Here is a 21,461-nt window from a genome sequence, read left to right on the forward strand (position 1 = left end):
ATAAATAATTTTAAAACTTAAAAAATGGACAAAACACAAATCGATTCGTTTAACATTGTTGGAATTAAAACAAGAACTACAAATGCAGATATGCAAGCTGCTAAAGATATTCCTGCTTTATGGCAAAAGTTTATGGAAGATAATATTGCTAATAAAGTAGAAAATAAACTCAATAATAAGGTGTATGCAATTTACACGAATTATGAATCTGATTACACAGGAGCTTACGATATTATTATTGGTTGTGAGGTTGGTATTTTAGGTGAAATACCAGAGAATATGATTGGTATTCAAATTCCTGATTGTAATTATGAAGCATTTTCAGCCAAAGGAAAATTGAAAGATAATATTGTTTATAATAAATGGATGGAGATTTGGAATTCAGCTATAGATAGAAAATATAAAGCCGATTTCGAAATTTATCCAGGTGATACAAATGAAACAGATGATACAGAAGTGAAAATTTATATTTCCACTAATTAAAGAAATAAATAAGCTCAATTAAGTTGGGCTTATTTTAATGAATTAAATTTTTTTCTCTGTAAAACAAAATGTTGCCAAACCACAGAAGTATGAATGCTGTAATTTGATTTACGTTGAATTTGTTTACGCTTTTTTATGAATTTATTTAAATTTCTATAAAAGCTTAAATGTGCTTTTAGTACAGACCATGTGTGAATTGGTCTTAGTTCTAAAGCAAATTTTAAACCTGCAACTCCATCTAGTACTAAGCGAATAAAAATAACTAAGAACAAGTTTTTGCTTGGAACATTTTTTAAAGCGGTTAATAAACTATTTCTAAAATTAAGGTAAGTTTTCCTGGGATTAGATTCTTGTAATGTTGCTCCACCTACATGATAAACTGTAGATTCACCAATATATTTAATTGAAAAACCTTCATTTTGAGCTCTCCAACACAAATCTATTTCTTCTTGGTGTGCAAAATAATCTTCATCAAAACCTTTTAATTGATGAAAAACAGCGCTACGAATAAAAAAACAAGCACCTGAAGCCCAAAAAATATCAGAAGTTAAATTGTATTGTCCTTGGTCGGTTTCTAAACTATTAAAAACTCGTCCTCTACAATAAGGATATCCGAAAAAGTCAATGAAACCACCAGCTGCTCCTGCATATTCGAATTTATTCTTGTCTTTAAAGTCTAAAATTTTGGGTTGAATAATAGCGGTATTTCCTTCTTGTTTAAAAATATTCAAAATAGGCGGTAACCAGTTTTCAGTTACTTCAATATCAGAATTAATTAAACAATAAATGTCAGCTTTAATATGTTGTAAAGCATCGTTATAACCTTTGGCGTAACCGCCATTTTCTTTGTTTATAACAATTTTTACTGTTGGAAAGTTATCTTTTACAAACTGAATAGAATTATCTGTAGAAGCATTGTCGGCAACATAAATAGCAATGTCTTCAGAACTATGTTTTACAATGGAAGGTAAAAATTGTTCTAGTAATTTTTCTCCGTTCCAATTTAATATGACTACAGCAGTTTTCAAGTCTGCAAACATACATCAATAATATTATTTTAAAATGTAAAGAACTATTAATTTTTACAATAGATAAAAAAAGTAGAATGTTAGGGTAGGAGTTTTAAGACTTCAACTGTATTATATATGTACATGGAATTCTTTGGGGAGAGAAGCGAATAGAAACAAAAATGTTGATATACATAATATAAAATCTAAGTTTTTGTAAGATTATTCAAAAATGTACGACTAGAAATTAGGGGGCAAAAAATATATTTTAATGAGGTCGATAAAAATTTTATTGATAGATGAAGATGTAGACTTTGGAATGGTCTTAAAGAATTATTTACTTTTAAACGGGTACAATGTTACATTTACGAGTACTTTAAGTGATGTTTCTTTAATGGCAAGTAATTCTAAATTCGATTTATCTATTGTTGATTCTAAGTTAATCACAACAAGCAGAACTGAATTTGTAAATTCAGTAAGAAAGTACAGTAAAGATTTTCCAGTAATTTTCCTTTCAGAAGAGATTTTATTAGAAGATGTTTTCGAAATAAATAAAATACCATTAGTTGATTATTGTTTCAAGAAACCATTTTCTACAGAAGTTTTAATCGAGAAGATTAAATCAATCTTAAAAAATAAGGAAAGAGAACATAATAAAATGTTTAGCACTATAGAGTATACCATAGGAGATTTTACATTTAATTATAGAACTCGTCAGCTTTCATTCAAAGGAGAAGAGCCGAGAAGATTAACACCTAAAGAAAGTAAGTTGTTAAAGTATTTATCTGAATACAAAAATGCAATAATGCCAAAAGCAATTGCATTAACTAAGATTTGGAGAGATGATAATTATTTTACATCTAGAAGTATGGATGTTTATATCACCAAACTTAGAAAGTATTTAATGTACGATGAAAATATTGCTATTGTAAATGTTAGAGGTGAAGGGTATAAATTATTAGATAATACTGCACAAAGCGCTTAACGCTTGTAAGTAGGAATATCTCTTAAAAAAATATAATTTTCGTCCTCAGAATTCATCATACAGTAATAGTGTTCTAAACCATTGGTCACTATTAAATACTTAGCGTTTAGTTTTAAATTATACCGCGCAATTTGATCAAAAGTATCTTGAGTTATCTTAACTGAAGGAGCTTTACATTCCACAATAATTTCAGGAGTGCCATCTGAACTAAAAATCAAGATGTCGCTCCTTTTCTTTAAATTATTTATTGTTAATTGTTTTTCAATAGCAATTAATGAAGTTGGGTATTTTTTTTCTTGAATTAAAAACTGTACAAAATGCTGCCTAACCCATTCTTCTGGAGTTAAAACAATATATTTTTTTCTGATTTCATCAAAAATCAGATAGTGTTTTTCATTACTTTTGATTTTGAAAGTATATGAAGGTAAATTCAATTTTTGCATCAATCAAAAGTACTAAAAGTTTGATTTAAATTTTGTTGAAAATTAATGAATGAAGTAAAACAAATTGTTGACGATATAAAAGCAGGAAATCTTAAACCGATTTATTTTTTAATGGGTGAAGAACCATATTATATTGATAAAATTTCGAGTTATATAGAAAACAATGTATTAGATGAATCTGAGAAAGGATTTAATCAAATGGTTATGTATGGTAGAGATGTAACAGTAGATGAAATTGTTTCTTCAGCAAAAAGATTTCCAATGATGGCAGAACATCAGGTTATTATTGTGAAAGAAGCTCAAGATTTAAGTAGGTCTATTGAAAAGCTAGATAGTTATGCTGATAATCCGCAAAAATCTACGGTTTTAGTCTTCAATTACAAATACAAGAAGTTAGATAAAAGAAAGAAAGTATATAAAGCAATTGCTAAAAATGGATTGATTTTTGAAAGTAAGAAGTTATACGAAAATCAGGTTGGTGATTGGATTGCTAGAGTTTTAAAAAGTAAGAAATTTACGATAGAGCCAAAAGCAGCTCAAATGTTAGTAGAGTTTTTAGGAACAGATTTAAGTAAAATAAGTAATGAACTAGATAAGCTTACTTCTGTTTTAGAAGCGGGGACAATTATTAATCCAAGCCATGTAGAAGAGAATATAGGAATCTCTAAAGATTTTAATAATTTTGAGTTACGTAAAGCTGTTGGAAATAAAGATGTTGTAAAGGCAAATAGAATTATTAATTATTTCAGCCAGAACCCAAAAAATAATCCTTTAGTAATGACAATTTCATTATTAAACAGTTTTTTTACACAACTTTTATCGTATCACGGATTAAAAGATAAATCTAAAGCTTCAGTTGCGCGTACATTAGGGGTAAATCCTTATTTTGTAGATGACTATGTAAATGCAGCAAGAAATTATCCAATGCGTAAAGTATCTCAAGTTATAGGATTGTTAAGAGAAGCAGATGTGAAAAGTAAGGGAGTAGGAGCAAATCAATCTCATGGAGATATTTTAAAAGAATTAATTTTTAAAGTATTACACTAAATAAAGCTCTTATTATGAAAAATATCTTTAGTAAAGAAATTACAGAAGAAGTGATTTCTAGAATTAATACATTAACTCCAGCAACTCAACCTAAATGGGGAAAAATGAATGTGGCGCAAATGATGGCACATTGTTCAGTATCCTATGAGGGAGTTTACACAGATAAACATCCAAAACCAAATGCTTTTATGAGGTTTGCTTTGAAGTTATTAGTTAAAAATCAAGTTGTTTCAGAAAAACCTTATCCAAAAAACGGTAGAACAGCACCTCAGTTTTTAATTACAGAAGAGAAAAATTTTGAAAAAGAAAAGCAAGTCTTAATCGATTATTTACATAAAACTCAAGAATTAGGTGAAAGTCATTTCGATGGAAAAGAGTCAACTTCATTTGGTAAATTAACCAAACAAGAATGGAATAATTTATTTTACAAACATTTAGATCATCACCTAACACAGTTTGGAGTATAGCTAGAAAAGGCCTATGGAGTATAAGTAAATTAAAGAAGTTATTATAATTATAGAAATTACAGAATACTTAATAATAGATTCTTTTTTTTGAGATTTCTTAGCTTCTTCACCATATTTTTTAATGACACTTTTAGAAGCCTTAGGAAAGTTAAATCCAGTTTTCGAATAAACACTAGAACTTAGTTTTTTATCTCTAGCGTCTTTTAGTTTTTTCTTTCTCTGTTGATTTCCTTGTTGTCTATTCATCAACATTTTTAGTGATCCCCATCCGTCCATAATAAACAATTTTTAAAATTTAATTTTCAATTAGCAATACTTTAATATAAGAAAAATAAAGCTTTTTTCTAAATTTATAGAAAACTAAAACTTTATTCAATTAATTTTTCTAGTTAACAACATTACATAAAAAGTTATTTTATGCAAAAAATTCCAGAAGCTATTTTAAATAGAAAGGGAGCCAGAAGTGCTAAAGATTTGAATCCAGAAGCAATAGAATATTTAAATAGAGGATTAATAGAGACTAAAAATTTAATGGAATGGTTAGCTGTTGATCAATTAACTTTATTACAATTGGTTTTAAAATCTTTAGGTAAGGAAACATGGTTTTCTGATTTTGAACAAGCGGTTAATAATCAAAAGAAACCTACTGCAAATAGTAATACAAAAGTAATTGGGCACACTTTTGGGGTGTTAACTAAAGATAAAAATGTTTACGATTTTTTAAAAAATCATACTTCTGATGTGGTAAGATGTTGGGCTTGTTGGGCTGAAAGTTTACATTTTGATGAAATAGAAAAACTATTGAATGCAATGCAAGTTTATGCTGCAGATACTCATTTTGGAGTACGAGAAGTAGCGATTTTCACAACTAAAGAAAGAATGATTGAAGATTTAGATAAATCTATAATTATTTTATCCTCTTGGACTACTCATACTGACGAAAATATAAGACGTTATGCTGTAGAGTCGTTAAGACCAGTTGGAGTATGGACTAAAAAAATAGCAGCTTTTCAAGAGAATCCTGAGAAAGGAATTTCTTTATTAACTCCATTAAAATCAGATACATCAAAATATGTTCGAGACGCAGTAGCAAACTGGTTAAATGATGCGAGTAAATCTAAACCAGAGTGGGTTTTAAATGTTTGTAAACAATGGGAGAAAGAATCTTCTTCTAAAGAAACAGCTTACATTATAAAAAGAGGATTACGAACAATAAATAAGAAATAAACTTATTTTAATAATATAATAATAAGACCTATTATAGCAGGTAGTCCTTGAACAAAAAAGATTTTTTTACTTGCTGAAATGGCTCCATAAATTCCTGCAATCGCAACACAACTTAAAAAGAAAATAGAAACATTAATTTTCCATTCTGTATTCTCAATAAAGAAAGTCCAAATTAATCCTGCTGCTAAAAAACCATTATATAATCCTTGGTTGGCTGCAAGAGTTTTGGTCTTAGGAAATAATTCTTTAGGGAAATGGCGAAATACTTTTGGACCTCTTGTTTCCCAAGCAAACATTTCAAACCATAAAATATAAAGATGAAAAAAAGCTATAAATCCAATTAATACATTGACTAAAATATTCATATGAAAAGTTTTCTCTAAAATATGAAAATAAAAAAACTCGCCAAACGACGAGTTTTTTTATTTATTCAGCTTTATCAACTATAAGTCTTTTTTCTCTATTGGCTACTTCCCATGCGGTATAAAAAACTAAACGAGTTCTTTTTTCTAATAATTCGTAGTTTATTTTATCTGGAGTATCTGAAGGTTGATGATAATCTTTGTGTACTCCGTTGAAGTAGAAGATGATTGGAATGTTGTGTTTAGCAAAGTTATAATGATCAGATCGATAGTAGAAGAAATTAGGGTCAGTTCTTCTATTGTATCTATAGTTTAGTTTAATATTAGTGTATTTTTTATTTATATTTTCTGAAATATTATGTAATTCAGTACTTAATCTATCAGAACCAATTAAATAGATGTAATTAGGATCGTCTTTGTGTCTTGCATCAACTCTTCCTACCATATCGATATTTAAATCGGTAACAGTATTTTTTAAAGGAAAAACAGGATGTTCAGTGTAGTATTTAGAACCAATTAGCCCTTTTTCCTCAGCAGTAACATGTAAAAAAAGGATAGAACGTTTAGGTCCTTTTCCGGCATCAGCAGCCTTCTTAAAAGCCTGAGCGATTTCTAAAACAGCTACTGTACCAGATCCATCATCATCAGCTCCATTATAAATTTTCCCATCTTTGGCACCAACATGATCTAAGTGAGCTGAAATTACAACGATCTCATCAGGTTTTTCTGTACCTTTAATGTATGCTAATACATTTTCAGAATCCTTTAGTTTACCGCCTCTGTGATTTTTAGTTAAATAAGAAGAAGGTACTTCTTGGAAATAATCATCACCACCCAAAGGGGAAGCAATTCCTTCATTGACATAAAAATCTTTTAAATAATTAATAGCTTTTTTCTGACCAGGTTCCCCCGTATCTCTACCCTCAAATTCATCAGAGGCATAAATATAAAGGTGTTTGCTTAAATCTTTGGCTGTGATTGTTTCGCCAAAAACAGTTATACTGTCTTTAATAGTAGTATGCTGTTGTGGAGTTGTCGTAGATGAAATTACTTGTTTTCCGGAAGTACAAGCAAACATTCCAAATACGCATGTTGCATAAATAAAATTCTTCATAATAAATATAATGGTTTTTGTAAAATAAGAGGGATTTCAAAAATAAGAGAAAACTAATACACCTCAAACTTAATTTTTGTTAATTACAAATTGTTGTAATTCTTTGTTGAAGCTGATATTTTCTTTTGGGAATAGTTGAGAGAATGCATTTTGCTCAATTAAACTAGTTGCGTTACCATTAAAAACACGTTCTTTTGTTAGTAAAATAAATTCATCTGCTAATTGCATAGCTAGGTTTACTTCATGTGTGGAAATAAGAATCGTTTTATTTGTGTTTTTTACTAAGGTTTTTAATAAAGAAAATACTTTATAGGTGTGGTGAATATCTAGGTGAGCTGTTGGTTCATCTAAAATTATTATCTCAGTATCTTGAGCTAGAGCTCTGGCAATAAGAACTCTTTGTAGTTGACCATCACTAAGTTGATGAAAAGGTTTGTTTTTTAAATGAGTAATATCTGTTAAATCTAAAGCAGTCTGAATTTTTTTCATGTCGTTTATAGACAAACGATCTAGCCAGTTAGTGTAAGGTTGTCTTCCTAAAGCAACAATTTCAAATACAGAAAGCTGACTTTCAGGTAAACGTTCCGTGAGTACGACACTTAAAATTTTAGCTAATTCAGGTTGGGTATAATTTTTTATAGAAGCATTTTCAATAAAAATATCACCTGATATAGGTTGTTGAACTTTACTTAATGTTCTAAGTAGTGTAGATTTTCCAGCGCCATTTTTTCCTAGTAAAGCTACTAATTTACCTTTTGGAACAGATAAATCAATATTTGAAACTATAGTGTTCGTCTGTTTTTTTGAAACGTAGCCAACAGATAAGTTTTTAATTTGTAGGATTATATTTTTTTGTTCGATATTCAAACTACACGTAAATTTTTTTCTTTCTAACTAAAAGCCAAATTACAACAGGTGCACCAAATAATGATGTAATTGCGTTTATAGGTAATGTAAATTGGTGTTTTGGTAATTGTGCAATTGTATCACAAACTAATAAAACAATAGCTCCAGTAATAGTAACTGCAGGAATTAGTATTTTATGATTAGAAGTTTTAAAAGCTAATTTAGTAATGTGAGGTACGGCTAAACCAACAAAAGCAATTGGTCCACAAAATGCTGTTATAACTCCAGTTAAAATACTAGTAATAATAAGTATTATATTTCTACTCCTATTTGTGTTAATTCCTAAACTTTTAGCGTAATTTTCACCAAGTAAGAAACTGTTTAAAGATTTAATAGAAGTAAAAATTCCCAGCCCACAAACAAAATAAATTCCAGAGAAAATTAAGATTTCATTCCAGGTTAAGTTTCCAAGGCTTCCAAATCCCCAAAAAACAAATTGCTTTACTTGTTCAGCTTCACTAAAATATGAAAGAACATTTATTATAGCAGATGTAAGTGCTCCAAACATTAACCCAATAATTAAAATAGACATGGTATTTCTAACTTTATTAGCCGCAAGTATTACAGCTATTAAAACTAGAAAAGCACCAAAACTAGCAGCTATTGGTAAACCGATATTTTGAATACTTAAACCTAAAAATCCGCCGATAAATCCAGATCCTAAAACAAATAATGCGACTCCTAAACTAGCTCCTGAAGAAATACCTAATACAAAAGGACCTGCTAAAGGATTTCTAAATAATGTTTGCATTAATAAGCCGCTAACAGACAACCCCGAGCCAACTAAAATAGCAGTGATTGTTTTTGGTAATCTGTAATTAATAATAATAGTTTCCCAGCTAGCTTTAGATGGGGTTTCTCCAAATAAAGTATTAATAATCTCTTTTAGTGGAATAGATACGGACCCTAAACTAATGTCTACTAAACTAAAAAATAATAGAGCTAAGCAAAGAATTGTAAAATGAAAATAATATGTTTTTTTTAAGCTACTCAATTAATGAAGTTTTTTAAGAAACTCAACAAGTTTTTGAATAGCCAAACCTCTATGACTTATTTTGTTTTTTGCTTCTGAATTCATTTCTGCAAAGGATTGTTGATATCCTTTAGGTTGAAAAATAGGGTCATAACCAAAACCTTTTTCTCCTTTTTTACTAGGTAAAATATCTCCTTCACAAATGCCATCAAAAAGGAATTGCTTTCCATTTAAATTTAAACAAATAGAGGTTCTGAATTGTGCAGTTCTATTATTACTTTCTCCAAGATTTTTTAAAAGTTTAGTCATATTATTTTCAGCATTGGCAGGTTCACCAGCATATCTTGCAGAATATACTCCAGGTTCGCCATGCAAAGCTTCTACTTCTAATCCTGTATCGTCAGCAAAACAATTGTAATTATACTTATTGGTAATATGATTAGCCTTTATTTTTGCATTACCTTCTAAAGTTGTAGCAGTTTCTTCAATTTCTTCGAAACAATTAATATCTTTTAAAGATAAAAGTTCAATAGAATCAGGTAGCATTTCTTGAACTTCTTTTAATTTATTTAAATTATTGGTAGCAAAAACTAATTTCATATCTAAAGGTTATCATACAAAAGTAGGATTTTTTATCATCTTTGTCTTTTAATTTCTAATAAATAAAAACATAGATTTACATCCTGTATGCATTGTAAATAAAGGAATGTCGGGTGAAAGTCGGGTTAAAATCAAACAAAATGTTTCCGAAAAACAAAAACCTAAAGTAAGATTGTATGAGAAATGAAAATATATACAACATGAAACAACCAGAATTAGGAGAGAGAATTTTAAGCCTAAGGAAACAGCAAGGTTTAACTCAAGAAGAATTGGTAGCAAAATGTAATATAAATGTAAGAACTATTCAGCGTATTGAGGCAGGAGAAGTTACTCCAAGAAGTTACACCTTAAAAGTTATTTTAGATGTGTTAGGAGAGCAGTTAGAAAGTACAGTGGAAAAAGAAACAATTAAACCTGTTAGTGATAAAGCTATAATTTCTAAAGGTTGGAAGATGGTGTACTTACCTACAGTTTCTATTATTTTTTTATCGGCATTCATACTTCATTTTGCTTTTAGTATAAAAAGTAGTTTAATAATTTGGATGACAGGAAGTGCTTTAGGTTGGTTTTATTGGGATTTTGCTGTAAAAGAATGGATACGATTAGCATATAGAGAAGGTATTAACAAAAAGAAAATTGTGGAGATTTCTAAAACAGGTTGGTTGTTTGTAGATGATAAAACAGTTGATAAAGCTTTGCAAGAGTAAAACTTGAATAAGTTATTAACATAAAATCGTTTTCGTAATTTAAAAGAGTTGGTTTAAAGAATTTTATAAAATAGATTTGAGTTTATTAACCTTAAAATCAAGTCGATAATGAAAGAAAACGTTTTAAAAAAAATTAAAGGAGCAGTATTGCTAAGTAAAGAAGAAAGTAAGACTATTTCTGGCGGATATGGAGGTGGTGGAATTCCAATTAATACATGTGGTTATTCTCCTTGTATTGCAAAGTTTTATAGTGTCGGGCAATGTGGATCGTTAAAAATCTATAGAGGGACTGTAGCTTTTAATGGAGGATATACCTTTTGTGTAGGAGCTTAAAATATAATTAAATACAGAGTGTTTTTGTATTCTTTTGAATTAATAGCAGGTAGTTTTAATTACCTGTTTTTTTATTCATGGTGATAGGGTTCGTTTTTAAGAATAGTATATCCACGATAAATTTGTTCTACAATAAATAAACGAATCATTTGATGAGAAAAAGTCATTTTCGATAAAGATAATTTTCCATTAGCTTTCTTGTAAACAGTTTCAGAAAAACCATAAGGTCCACCAATTACCAAGACTAATTGCTTAATTCCAGAATTCATCTTTTTTTGTAAGAAATTAGAAAACTCAATAGAAGTGTAATGTTTCCCTTTGTCATCTAAGAGTATTAGTTGATCTGTATTTTGAAGTTTTGAAAGAATAAGTTCACCCTCTTTTTCTTTTTGTTGTGCTTCTGAAAGATTTTTAGCATTTTTTATGTCAGGAATAACTTCTAATTCAAATTTCACATAATGTTTCAATCTTTTTTGATAAACATCAATTAGTTGAATTAAATTTTTATCATCAGTTTTTCCTACAGCAAGTAACTTAATTTTCATGTTTAACGATTTTGGGCAAATCTAAATCAAAAAATCAGTTAAATCCCTCTTTCTTTTAAAGAATCAAATAAATAAATTTACAATGTAAACATTTGAATACTAACTATTATGAGATTCCCCCCGATGAGTTGCATAATAATCTTAATGGGCTTTTTTCTTACTTCATGCTCAGAAGATTATTTAGTGCAAGATACTGACCAACAATTAAAAATATCAAAAAAAAGAATAGAGAAAAAGTTTTACGAGAACTGGAATTTGGAAAATCAAGACTACGATTTACAAAAGGTAATGATAGAAGAAGAAAATAGTCCAACAATAGAAATTAGCGATGAGCTCTTACGCCGAGGAGGTGCTACAAGAAGAGGAAAAAAAAATTATGTTCATTATATGCCTTGGTTTCAATCAAAATCTATAGATGGTTTTTGGGGGCAACATTGGACAATGACTAACAAAAATCCAGATTTAGTCGATGCAAATGGAAAAAGAGAAATAGCTTCACATTATTATCCAAAAATAGGGCCTTATTCAACAAATGATATCGATTTACAAAGATATCACTTAATGTTAATGAAATTAAGTGGTGTAGATGGCGTTATCTTCGATTGGTATGGTTCTAGAAATGTTTTAGATTTTGAATTAATAAAAGATGGAATGAATAGTTTTATTCCAGAGTTAGATAAAACAAAGATGAAATTTGCAATTATGTACGAAGATAGGGTGATAAGAGAACAGGCAAGAGCTTTATCTAATCTTCAATTAAATCAAGCAAAAGAAGACATTAAGTATATTAAAAGAAATTATTTTAAAAAGAGAAATTATATAAGAGTAGGAGGAAAAAAAATGTTAATGATTTTTGGACCTAATTATATTACAGAATCATCAGATTGGCAAGAGATTTTAGAGCCAATAAGAAAACAAAGTAGAGTATTAGCTTTATGGAATGCTAGAGAAGTTATAGGGAATGAAGTATGTTCTGGTGAGTATACATGGATAGATAAAAATCATTTACAAACATTAAGTGGTTATTATAATTTCGAAGCTAATTTTAAAAATGAAATTATAGGAGGAGTTGCGTATCCAAGGTTTAATGATTTTTATAAAGAAGGAGGATGGAGAAGTCATGGTGCTTATGAATGGGAACTAAAAGGAAATGGATTACAAACTTTTGAAGAATCATTTTATGAATCTAGAAGTCAAAAAACAGATTTTATCCAAATAGCTACTTGGAACGACTTTGGTGAAGGAACAATGATAGAACCAACAGAAGAATTTGGTTTTGATCATCTAGAAAAATTACAAGAATTCACAGGAGTAGCATATCGTAAAGAAGACTTAAGAATACCATATTACATTTATAAATTAAAGAAGCAATTTCCTGAAGATCGAATAGTTCAGTTTTTATGTAAAAGAGCAGAATATTATGTTGTTAGAGGAAAGCTTAAAAGATCAAAATTTTTACTAAGTATTTTGTTTCATTATTACGGAGATGAGTTTATTTCATAGTTTTTATTATAATTATTAGTTCGAGTTGAATTTTATTTATAGAGGTAAAATATTATTTTTACCTCTATAATAAAATTTACATGATATCTCAAGAACAATTTAATAAAGAACTAGAGTTAATAATAGCAAATGCAATCCGTGAAGATATAGGAGAAGGAGATCATACGTCATTATCTTGTATTCCAGCAGACGTTACAGGTAAAGCAAAATTATTAGTAAAAGATGAAGGTGTAATTGCAGGTGTAGAATTTGCTAAGCAAGTTTTCACTTATGTAGATAAAGATTTAAAAGTAGAAACTTTAATAAATGATGGAGAAAAAGTAAAATATGGAGACATTGTTTTTTATGTTTCCGGAAAATCTCAATCTATACTTCAAGCAGAACGTTTAGTTTTAAATGCAATGCAACGTATGAGCGCTATTGCAACTAAAACAGGATACTTTATGGGATTGTTAGAGGGAACAAAAACTAAAGTATTAGATACGCGTAAAACAACTCCAGGAATTAGAGCATTAGAAAAATGGGCTGTAAAAATTGGAGGAGGAGAAAATCATCGTTTTGCTTTATATGATATGGTTATGATTAAAGATAATCATATCGACTTCGCTGGCGGAATAACACAAGCCATTACAAAAACAAAAGCTTATTTAGCAGAGAAAAATTTAGATATTAAAATTATAGTAGAAGCTAGGAATTTAGATGAAATTAAAGAGATTTTATCTAATGAAGGAGTGTATAGAATTTTAATAGATAATTTTAATTATGAAGATACACGAAAAGCTGTAGAGCTTATTAGTGATCAGTGTTTAACTGAAAGTTCTGGAGGGATTAATGAAAAAACAATTCGTAAATATGCTGAGTGTGGTGTTGATTTTATCTCTTCTGGAGCATTAACACATTCTGTATATAATTTAGATTTAAGTTTAAAAGCAGTAGATTAATTTATGGTTGGACCTGATAAGAATATCAAGTTTCCTTTACCTAATTATGATAAATTATGTTTTCTGAAAAATGTAATTAAAAATCCGAATATTATTGTTGGAGACTACACTTATTACGATGATTTTGAAAATGTAGAAAATTTCGAAAAAAATGTAAAGTATCATTTTGATTTTACAGGAGACAAGTTAATCATTGGTAAGTTTTGTATGATTGCTTCAGGAGTTAGTTTTATCATGAATGGAGCAAATCATTTAACTGATGCAATTTCTACGTATCCTTTTGCCATTTTTGGAAATGGATGGGAGAAATCAATGGAAGGAAAATCTTATCCAAATAAAGGAGATGTGGTAATTGGTAACGATGTTTGGATTGGTCATAATGCAACAATAATGGCTGGAGTTACCATTGGAGATGGAGCTATAATCGCTACAAATTCAACCGTAATTAAAGATGTTGCACCTTATTCAATTGTAGGTGGGAATCCAGCAAAAGAAATAAAAAAACGTTTCAATGAAGAAACTATAGATGAATTATTAATGTTAAAATGGTGGGATTGGCCAATTGAAAAAATCACGGAAAATCTTCAAAATTTAACTGGTAATTCAATAGATAAACTTAAATAACAATCCAAAATGAAAAAACATATACTAATGGTTACAGTTTTAGCTCTAGCATTTAGCTGTAATACAAAAGAACCAAAAAAAGAAAATACCGAAGATATGAGTACTTCTGAAAATCCTTTATTAGTAAAAAGTAGTTTAGATTACGGAGCTCCAGATTTTACCAAAATAAAGAATGAACATTTTATGCCTGCTATTTTAAAAGGGATGGAAGTTCAAAATTCTGAAATAGCAAAAATCGTAGCGAATACAGAAGCACCAACTTTCGAAAACACAATTTTAGCTTTAGAAGAAAGTAGTAAAACATTAGATAATGTAAATGCTATTTTTTCTGCATTAACTAGTGCACATACAAACGACGTTATTCGTGAAAATCAAAAAGAACTAGCGCCTAAATTTTCTAAACATGGAGATAATATTTTATTAAACACAAAATTGTTTGAAAGAATCAAAACAGTTTATAATAGTTTAGAAAGTTTAAATTTAGATCCAGAGTCTAAACATTTAGTAAGTGAATACTACAAGAATTTTGTAAAAGCAGGAGCTAATTTATCAGAAGATAAAAAAGAAGAATTAAAAGCAATTAATGCGCAATTAGCTAGCTTATCTAACGATTTTGGGAAAAAAGGAGTAGACGCTATGAAAAAAGGAGGCGTTATAGTTGCTGATAAAGGTGAATTGAAAGGTTTTTCTGAAGAAAAGATTAAATCTATAGAGAAAGATGGGAAGTATGAAATTCAATTAATTAATACAACACAACAACCATCTTTACAAACATTAGAGAATAGAGAACTTCGTGAAAAATTATTCAAAAAATCTATTTGTAGAACTGAAGGAGGAACTTACGATACTTCAGATTTAGTAAAACAAATGGTAGAATTAAGAGCTAAAAAAGCTGAAATTTTAGGTTTTGATAATTATGCAAGTTGGAGTTTGCAAGGAACTATGGCAAGTACACCAGATAAAGTTTTTGAAATGTTTAAAAACTTAATTCCAGGTTCATTAGAAAAAGCAGCTTCAGAAATAAAAGAAATTCAAACAGAGATCAATAAAGAAGGTGGAGATTTTGAATTAACGCCATACGATTGGAACCATTATGCAGAGAAAGTTCGTAAATCTAAATACAATTTAGATGAAGAAGAAGTAAAACAGTATTTCGAAATTAATAATGTTTTAGAAAAAGGAGTCTTTTTTGCAGCAAACAAGTTATATGGAATTACGTTTAAAAAGCGCGAAGATATTCCAGTATACCATCCAGATGTTGTAGTGTATGAATTATTCGAAGAAGATGGAAGTAAACTAGGTTTATTTTATGGTGATTTCTTTGCTAGAGATAGCAAAAGAGGAGGAGCTTGGATGAGTGCTTTTGTGAAACAATCAAAATTACGTAATCAAAAACCTGTAATTTATAATGTTTGTAATTCACCAAAACCAGCAGAAGGTGAGCCAGCTTTAATTAGTTTTGATGAGGTAGAAACAATGTTTCATGAGTTCGGTCATGCGTTACATGGTTTATTTGGAGATCAAAAATATGCTTCAATTTCAGGAACAAGTACAGCAAGAGATTTTGTTGAGTTTCCATCGCAGTTTAATGAAAATTGGGCTACACATCCAGAAGTGTTAAATAATTATGCTTTACATTACAAAACAGGAAAAGTAATTCCTGATACTTTATTGAAAAAAATAAAAGCAGCAGGAACTTTTAATCAAGGATATTCGATCATAGAGAATTTATGTTCATCAAATTTAGATATGCAATGGCATACTATCGGTAAAGATGTAAAAATCGAAGATGTTGCAAAGTTTGAAAAAGAAGCCTTAGAAAAAATGAATTTAAATATAGATCAAATTCCTCCAAGATATAGATCTACTTATTTTGCTCATATATTCAGTGGAGGTTATGCTTCTGGTTATTATTCGTATTTATGGACAGAAATGTTAAGTCATGATGCTTATGATTGGTTTAAAAATAACGGATTATTAACTCGTGAAAATGGAGATAAATTCCGTAAAGAAGTATTGTCTAAAGGAAATACAATGGATTATGCTGAAATGTATAAAGTGTTTGCAGGACGTGATCCGCAAGCAGAACCAATGTTAAAAGCTAGAGGACTGAAATAGGTTATAATTTAGCATATATAAATTTAAAACGATCAGAAGAATATTCTTTTGATCGTTTTTTGTTTATATCTACTATCTTTAATAAAAAAAGAATGACGAGATTAGGTGTACTTTTTATATTAATTACTTCAGTTCTTCAAGCACAAAATATTAGTATAATCGGAAAGCAATTCATTGCTAATGTAAATTCTGTTTGTGAAGAAACTCCAGATGATAATCCTTGCGCAGGAGAAGAAATTTATGTGGTTGTTAAATTTTTAAAAGATATGGTTGAACTTGCAGAAAAAGGAATTTCGTCTTGTGATAAAGAAACATATATACGAAAGTTTAAGTATAACTATGAAATAAAAGAGAATGACATCCTAATAACTTTAAAACCAGAAGAAGTTGAGTACACTCATCTTAAAGAAATAAAGTTTACTATTGAAAACAAAAAATTATTTGGTGCTATAACTTATCCGAATGGAAAAATTATAGTTTATGAATTTAAAGAAGAATAATACGATGAACGATTATTACGATAATGAAACATTTAAAAAAGTAGCTTTTACAAATGATCAAATAAGTAGATCAGATTTTGATTCTTGTACATTTGAGAATTGCGATTTTTCAGATATGCACGTTGTAAATTCAGAATTTTTAGAATGTGAATTTATCGATTGTAATCTGAGTAATACAAGATTGAAAGAAAGTAGTTTTAAAGATGTACATTTTTATAGTTCAAAATTATTAGGAATTAAATTCTACGAAATAGATCCTTTTTTACTGAAAATAAATTTTACCGATTGTCAAGTTGATTACTCTTCTTTTTATCAGTTAAAAATGCAAAATTTTCAATTTGTAAACTGTAGTGTAAAAGAAGTAGATTTTACAGAAGCAAATCTTCAATTTAGTTATTTTGACGATTGTGATTTACTTGGGTCAATTTTCGAAGCTTCAGATTTAAGAAATGTAAATTTTAAAACTGCGCGTAACTTTTCTATCGATTTAGAGTCTAATAGAGTAGAAAAAGCAATTTTTTCAAAAGATAATGTTGCTAATTTGCTAGAAAAGTATAAAATCAAAATTGTTTCATAAATTGGATATAAACTCCATCATTTCAACTTTTTTTATTTCTATCATGATCTTGTTTTTTATAACAGGTGTAATGTATACGATGAATCAAAAAAAGAAAACAATGCGTTTACTTTCTGATGAACCATTAATAAATTCATTTGCAAATGTTGAAATAAAAAATATTGAATCCATAAAGAGAAGCTTTTGGATTGGTAATGTGAAGTTATTTAAAAATTATATTCTAATACAGAGTAAATTTAATTACGATGTAATCCAATTAAATCCGAATTTTAAAAATGATGTAAAGTTTAAAATTTTGTATCAATCTTCATCAATAGAAAGTAGAACAATTAAAATTATTGGAACCAAAAACAGACTATTTGAAAAGAGTTCTATTCAATTAAAAATTAAATTTGATAGTGAATCAGATTCAAAAATGGTCTATTCATTTTTAAATCAGGGATAAAAATCAGATTTTTGCATTAATGTCAAAAAGAATAGAAGAAAATCTAGAGAAAATTCCAGTAGTAAATTGGCTAGTTAAAATCGGAAAAGAAATTAAAATTCCCGGTTTAGAAGGCTTATCCTTATACGATGTTATAGAAATGTATATCATCGGAATTGTTAAAGGAGCATTAACGACTAGAGCAGGAGGAATTGCTTTTAGTTTTTTTATGGCAATTTTTCCATTTTTATTATTTATTCTAACCTTAATTCCATACATACCTGTTGATGGTTTCCAAGAAGGATTATTCGATTTAATTCGAGAGGGGTTACCACCAAAAACTTTCGATGCTGTCGATGGAGTAATTAAAGATATTTTAAACAATCAATATGGAGGTTTATTATCGTTTGGTTTTTTAACTTCTATTTTTTTAATGACCAATGGCGTAAACGCAATCTTTGGTGGATTCGAATATTCGTATCATGTTCAGGAGTTTAGAAACGTGTTTAAAACCTATTTAGTTTCTTTAGGTGTGTCTCTATTAATGTCTTTTTTCTTAATTATTGTAGTTTGTTTGGTAGTATTGTATCAAATAGCATTATCAAGAATAGATGAAATTGGTTGGTTCGATACTAGCGAATTGAATTTATTTTATTTAGGAAGAGGTTTTCTTTTCTTAGTTATGATTTACACAATTGTGTATTTATTATTCAGATACGGAACAAAACAAGGAAGTACAGTAAAATTCTTTTCAGCAGGAGCTTTTTTAACAACAGTAGTGTCTTTATTTACATTTTATCTTTTCGGAATTTATGTATTAGAGTTTGCTAAATACAATCAACTTTATGGTTCTATTGGAACATTATTAATCTTAATGTTATTTGTTTGGTTAAACGCCATAGTGTTGCTTTTAGGTTTCGAATTAAACGCTTCTATCTATCAATTAAAACGTAGAAATAAAACTTCATAATCCGCCGATAAATTCGGATATTTGCAGGCTTAAAACGAAGTAATTAAAGAATTAAATAGCATATTCTATATGAAACCAGGAATTCCAAAGGGAACAAGAGACTTTTCATCAACAGAAGTAGCCAGAAGAAATTTTATTTTTAACACAATAAGATATGCTTTTGAGTTGCATGGTTTTCAGCCAATTGAAACACCAAGTTTTGAAAATTCTTCAACCTTAATGGGAAAATATGGAGAAGAAGGTGATCGTTTAATTTTTAAAATTTTAAACTCTGGAGATTATTTAAAAGAGCTAAAGTTAGAACTAGGAAATTCTTCTAAATTTAGTGTAATTTTTAGTGAGTGTCTTTCAGCTATTGAAGATTTTATAAGAAAGTTTGGTAATATTCCTGATTATAAAGATTTTGTTAACAGTTTTTTAAACCTTTACCCTAATTTAAATAAAGGAGAAAAAGAGATATTACTAGGCTTTTTCATAGATAAATATTCAGAGATAATTCAGTTGTTTAAGATTGATATTGATGTATCTGATGCAGAATCTACCGCTAAAAGAATAGATATCAAGAGAAATTTAATGATTGATATTTTTAAAAAATACATTGGAGATATCTTAGATTCGAAAAAGGCAACTGCTAAAATCTCTGAAAAAGCTTTGCGTTACGATTTAACGGTTCCATTTGCGCGTTACGTAGTGCAACATCAAAATGAAATTACATTTCCATTTAAAAGATATCAAATACAGCCAGTTTGGAGAGCAGATCGTCCTCAAAAAGGAAGATTCAGAGAGTTTTATCAGTGCGATGCAGATGTAGTTGGTAGTGATTCTTTATGGCAAGAAGTAGAGTTTGTTCAACTTTACGATGCAGTTTTTAGTAAGTTAAATGTAAAAGGAACGACTATCAAGATCAATAACCGAAAAATACTTTCAGGTATTGCAGAAGTTATTGGAGCTAAAGATAAGTTGATAGATTTTACAGTTGCTCTAGATAAACTTGATAAAATTGGTAAAGATGGAGTTGTAAAAGAAATGCTTTCGAAAGATATTTCTGAAGAAGCTATCGAAAAAGTACAGCCTTTATTTGATTTTACAGGAAGTAATGCAGACAAATTGGCATCGTTAAAATCAATGTTGTCAGATTCTGAAGAAGGATTAAAAGGAGTTGAAGAATTAACTTTTGTAATAAATAGCATTGCTGAGTTAGGTTTACAAACGGCTACATTAGAGTTAGATGTTACTTTAGCAAGAGGTTTAAATTATTACACCGGAGCAATTTTCGAAGTTGCGGCTCCTAAAGAAGTGAAAATTGGTTCTATTGGTGGAGGTGGTAGATACGATGATTTAACCGGGATATTTGGCTTAAAAGACGTTAGTGGAGTAGGGATTTCCTTTGGTTTAGACCGTATTTATTTAGTTATGGAAGAGCTTGGGCTCTTTGAAACAGTAGCTTTACCAAAACCTAAAGTTTTATTTTTAAACTTCGATGAGAGCGAAAGTTTAGCTAAAATGAAAGCGATTAATGAATTAAGAGCTAACGGAATTAAAACAGAATTATATCCAGATGTGGCTTCTAGTAACAATCAACAGAAGAAACAATGGAAGTATGTAGATAAAAGAGGCATAGAGTTTGTAGTAACCTCTATAGAAAAAGATGGTAAGTTTAAGTTCAAAAACACTCAAACAAGAGAAGAAAATGATCTTACTATCAAGGAAATAATAAAAAAAACACAATAAAAAGAACTTTTTGTTTTATCTTTACATAAAAACATTAAACAAAAAGTTATGTTCGAGATCCACAATAATATGACAGACGAAAGAATAGACGAAATAGGAGAAAACCACGTAGGTACATCTGCTACAACACCACTACGTGCTGATGCTTTTGATATTTCGGACGAAGAGAAGATAAAAAGAATCCAAGAAAGTGTAAAAGACATACTTGAAACTCTTGGAATGGATTTAACTGATGACAGTTTGTATGGTACACCTAAGCGTGTAGCTAAAGCTTTTGTTAATGAATTATTCATGGGATTAAACCCTAAGAATAGACCTAAAGCATCTACTTTTGATAATAACTATAAGTATGGTGAAATGTTAGTAGAAAAAAACATTGTTGTTTATTCTACTTGTGAACATCACTTACTACCTATAGTAGGACGTGCTCATGTAGCTTATATTTCTAATGGAAAAGTAATCGGATTATCTAAAATGAATAGATTAGTAGAGTATTTTTCTAAAAGACCACAAGTTCAAGAGCGTTTAACAATGCAAATTGTACAGGCAATGCAAGAAGCATTAGGTACAGATGACGTTGCTTGTGTTATCGATGCAAAACACTTATGTGTAAATTCTCGTGGAATTAAAGATATTGAAAGTTCTACAGTAACAGCAGAGTTTGGTGGTAAGTTTAAAGATAAAGATACTAAAAGAGAGTTTTTAGATTATATAAAGCTTAATACAAGTTTCGACTAACAAACCGGTCGAAGTATACTATAAATAAAAGAAAAGTGCGGTGTAAACCGCACTTTTTGTTTTTATTGGTCTCAACTTAGGGTCTAAAAGTGCTGCAATTTTATTGCAGCACTTTTAGTTATATGAAAAATTAATA

General features: G+C 29.1%; 26 protein-coding genes. 17 read left to right on the top strand and 9 right to left on the bottom strand.

What is annotated here, in order from left to right; all coding sequences use genetic code 11:
- The first annotated feature begins 24 nt into the window (after positions 1-24).
- Positions 25-483, top strand: coding sequence for a GyrI-like domain-containing protein (locus tag Q1A46_RS06705; protein ID WP_299675659.1), 459 nt, complete (start codon positions 25-27; stop codon positions 481-483).
- 29 nt (positions 484-512) lie between these two features.
- Here the strand turns inward: Q1A46_RS06705 and Q1A46_RS06710 are convergent, their stop codons facing one another.
- Complete coding sequence (locus Q1A46_RS06710; RefSeq protein WP_299675732.1) at positions 513-1,511, bottom strand: glycosyltransferase family 2 protein; 999 nt, start codon at positions 1,509-1,511, stop codon at positions 513-515.
- 250 nt (positions 1,512-1,761) lie between these two features.
- Here Q1A46_RS06710 and Q1A46_RS06715 point away from each other — a divergent pair, with 250 nt between their 5' ends.
- Positions 1,762-2,475, top strand: a complete 714-nt coding sequence (locus Q1A46_RS06715) for a response regulator transcription factor (protein ID WP_299675661.1) — start codon at positions 1,762-1,764, stop codon at positions 2,473-2,475.
- On the opposite strand, the gene Q1A46_RS06720 is transcribed toward Q1A46_RS06715, so the two are convergent.
- Positions 2,472-2,918 (bottom strand): type I restriction enzyme HsdR N-terminal domain-containing protein, encoded by a 447-nt coding sequence (locus Q1A46_RS06720; RefSeq protein WP_299675663.1) that lies wholly within the window; start codon positions 2,916-2,918, stop codon positions 2,472-2,474. The two genes, Q1A46_RS06715 and Q1A46_RS06720, sit on opposite strands and share 4 nt — an antisense overlap.
- A 45-nt stretch (positions 2,919-2,963) precedes the next feature.
- On the opposite strand from Q1A46_RS06720, the gene holA reads away from it, so the two are divergent.
- The gene (gene holA, locus Q1A46_RS06725; RefSeq protein WP_299675665.1) at positions 2,964-3,965 is read left to right on the top strand and encodes a DNA polymerase III subunit delta; all 1,002 of its coding nucleotides are present in this window, start codon (positions 2,964-2,966) and stop codon (positions 3,963-3,965) included.
- A gap of 14 nt (positions 3,966-3,979) precedes the next feature.
- Positions 3,980-4,432 carry a DUF1569 domain-containing protein gene (locus Q1A46_RS06730; RefSeq protein WP_299675667.1) on the top strand — a complete coding sequence of 151 codons (453 nt, stop codon included), beginning with the start codon at positions 3,980-3,982 and terminating at the stop codon, positions 4,430-4,432.
- Here the strand turns inward: Q1A46_RS06730 and Q1A46_RS06735 are convergent, their stop codons facing one another.
- The gene (locus tag Q1A46_RS06735) at positions 4,433-4,678 is read right to left on the bottom strand and encodes a hypothetical protein (RefSeq protein ID WP_299675670.1); all 246 of its coding nucleotides are present in this window, start codon (positions 4,676-4,678) and stop codon (positions 4,433-4,435) included.
- Positions 4,679-4,849: 171 nt separating this feature from the next.
- Between Q1A46_RS06735 and Q1A46_RS06740 the strand changes: the two genes are divergently transcribed.
- On the top strand, positions 4,850-5,659 hold the full coding sequence (locus Q1A46_RS06740; protein ID WP_299675673.1) for a DNA alkylation repair protein: 810 nt from the start codon (positions 4,850-4,852) through the stop codon (positions 5,657-5,659).
- A gap of 2 nt (positions 5,660-5,661) precedes the next feature.
- On the opposite strand, the gene Q1A46_RS06745 is transcribed toward Q1A46_RS06740, so the two are convergent.
- The 5 genes from Q1A46_RS06745 to Q1A46_RS06765 form a co-directional block, all read right to left on the bottom strand.
- The gene (locus tag Q1A46_RS06745; RefSeq protein WP_299675676.1) at positions 5,662-6,024 is read right to left on the bottom strand and encodes a DUF1304 domain-containing protein; all 363 of its coding nucleotides are present in this window, start codon (positions 6,022-6,024) and stop codon (positions 5,662-5,664) included.
- Positions 6,025-6,085: 61 nt separating this feature from the next.
- Positions 6,086-7,135, bottom strand: coding sequence for a M28 family metallopeptidase (locus tag Q1A46_RS06750; RefSeq protein WP_299675679.1), 1,050 nt, complete (start codon positions 7,133-7,135; stop codon positions 6,086-6,088).
- Between the two features lie 69 nt (positions 7,136-7,204).
- A complete protein-coding gene (locus tag Q1A46_RS06755; RefSeq protein ID WP_299675682.1) occupies positions 7,205-8,002 on the bottom strand; it encodes an ABC transporter ATP-binding protein in 798 nt (265 codons plus the stop codon).
- 1 nt (position 8,003) lies between these two features.
- Positions 8,004-9,035, bottom strand: coding sequence for an iron ABC transporter permease (locus Q1A46_RS06760; RefSeq protein ID WP_299675685.1), 1,032 nt, complete (start codon positions 9,033-9,035; stop codon positions 8,004-8,006).
- Positions 9,036-9,614 carry a non-canonical purine NTP diphosphatase gene (locus Q1A46_RS06765; protein ID WP_299675688.1) on the bottom strand — a complete coding sequence of 193 codons (579 nt, stop codon included), beginning with the start codon at positions 9,612-9,614 and terminating at the stop codon, positions 9,036-9,038.
- Positions 9,615-9,790: 176 nt separating this feature from the next.
- Between Q1A46_RS06765 and Q1A46_RS06770 the strand changes: the two genes are divergently transcribed.
- Both Q1A46_RS06770 and Q1A46_RS06775 read left to right on the top strand, forming a co-directional pair.
- Positions 9,791-10,321 (top strand): helix-turn-helix domain-containing protein, encoded by a 531-nt coding sequence (locus tag Q1A46_RS06770; protein WP_299675691.1) that lies wholly within the window; start codon positions 9,791-9,793, stop codon positions 10,319-10,321.
- A 108-nt stretch (positions 10,322-10,429) separates the two neighbouring features.
- Positions 10,430-10,654: a hypothetical protein gene (locus Q1A46_RS06775; protein ID WP_299675694.1), complete on the top strand. Its 225-nt coding sequence runs from the start codon at positions 10,430-10,432 to the stop codon at positions 10,652-10,654.
- 71 nt (positions 10,655-10,725) lie between these two features.
- On the opposite strand, the gene rlmH is transcribed toward Q1A46_RS06775, so the two are convergent.
- Positions 10,726-11,199, bottom strand: a complete 474-nt coding sequence (rlmH, locus tag Q1A46_RS06780) for a 23S rRNA (pseudouridine(1915)-N(3))-methyltransferase RlmH (RefSeq protein WP_299675697.1) — start codon at positions 11,197-11,199, stop codon at positions 10,726-10,728.
- 123 nt (positions 11,200-11,322) lie between these two features.
- On the opposite strand from rlmH, the gene Q1A46_RS06785 reads away from it, so the two are divergent.
- From Q1A46_RS06785 to folE, 10 genes are all read left to right on the top strand, one after another.
- Positions 11,323-12,702, top strand: a complete 1,380-nt coding sequence (locus tag Q1A46_RS06785) for a glycoside hydrolase family 71/99-like protein (RefSeq protein WP_299675699.1) — start codon at positions 11,323-11,325, stop codon at positions 12,700-12,702.
- A gap of 80 nt (positions 12,703-12,782) precedes the next feature.
- Positions 12,783-13,643 carry a carboxylating nicotinate-nucleotide diphosphorylase gene (nadC, locus tag Q1A46_RS06790; RefSeq protein WP_299675702.1) on the top strand — a complete coding sequence of 287 codons (861 nt, stop codon included), beginning with the start codon at positions 12,783-12,785 and terminating at the stop codon, positions 13,641-13,643.
- 3 nt (positions 13,644-13,646) lie between these two features.
- Positions 13,647-14,267, top strand: coding sequence for a CatB-related O-acetyltransferase (locus tag Q1A46_RS06795; RefSeq protein WP_299675705.1), 621 nt, complete (start codon positions 13,647-13,649; stop codon positions 14,265-14,267).
- A gap of 9 nt (positions 14,268-14,276) precedes the next feature.
- Positions 14,277-16,385 (top strand): M3 family metallopeptidase, encoded by a 2,109-nt coding sequence (locus Q1A46_RS06800; RefSeq protein WP_373456504.1) that lies wholly within the window; start codon positions 14,277-14,279, stop codon positions 16,383-16,385.
- Positions 16,386-16,477: 92 nt separating this feature from the next.
- Positions 16,478-16,885: a hypothetical protein gene (locus Q1A46_RS06805; protein ID WP_299675707.1), complete on the top strand. Its 408-nt coding sequence runs from the start codon at positions 16,478-16,480 to the stop codon at positions 16,883-16,885.
- Positions 16,866-17,462, top strand: a complete 597-nt coding sequence (locus tag Q1A46_RS06810) for a pentapeptide repeat-containing protein (protein WP_299675710.1) — start codon at positions 16,866-16,868, stop codon at positions 17,460-17,462. The genes Q1A46_RS06805 and Q1A46_RS06810 overlap by 20 nt, the downstream gene beginning before the upstream one ends.
- 70 nt (positions 17,463-17,532) lie before the next feature.
- On the top strand, positions 17,533-17,907 hold the full coding sequence (locus Q1A46_RS06815) for a hypothetical protein (RefSeq protein WP_299675713.1): 375 nt from the start codon (positions 17,533-17,535) through the stop codon (positions 17,905-17,907).
- Between the two features lie 19 nt (positions 17,908-17,926).
- Positions 17,927-18,856, top strand: a complete 930-nt coding sequence (locus tag Q1A46_RS06820; protein WP_299675716.1) for a YihY/virulence factor BrkB family protein — start codon at positions 17,927-17,929, stop codon at positions 18,854-18,856.
- A 69-nt stretch (positions 18,857-18,925) separates the two neighbouring features.
- Positions 18,926-20,587, top strand: coding sequence for a histidine--tRNA ligase (gene hisS, locus Q1A46_RS06825; RefSeq protein ID WP_299675719.1), 1,662 nt, complete (start codon positions 18,926-18,928; stop codon positions 20,585-20,587).
- A gap of 48 nt (positions 20,588-20,635) precedes the next feature.
- A complete protein-coding gene (gene folE, locus Q1A46_RS06830) occupies positions 20,636-21,325 on the top strand; it encodes a GTP cyclohydrolase I FolE (protein ID WP_299675722.1) in 690 nt (229 codons plus the stop codon).
- The last annotated feature ends 136 nt before the right edge of the window (positions 21,326-21,461 follow it).

The organism is uncultured Tenacibaculum sp., assembly GCF_947502995.1.
Taxonomy (GTDB): domain Bacteria; phylum Bacteroidota; class Bacteroidia; order Flavobacteriales; family Flavobacteriaceae; genus Polaribacter.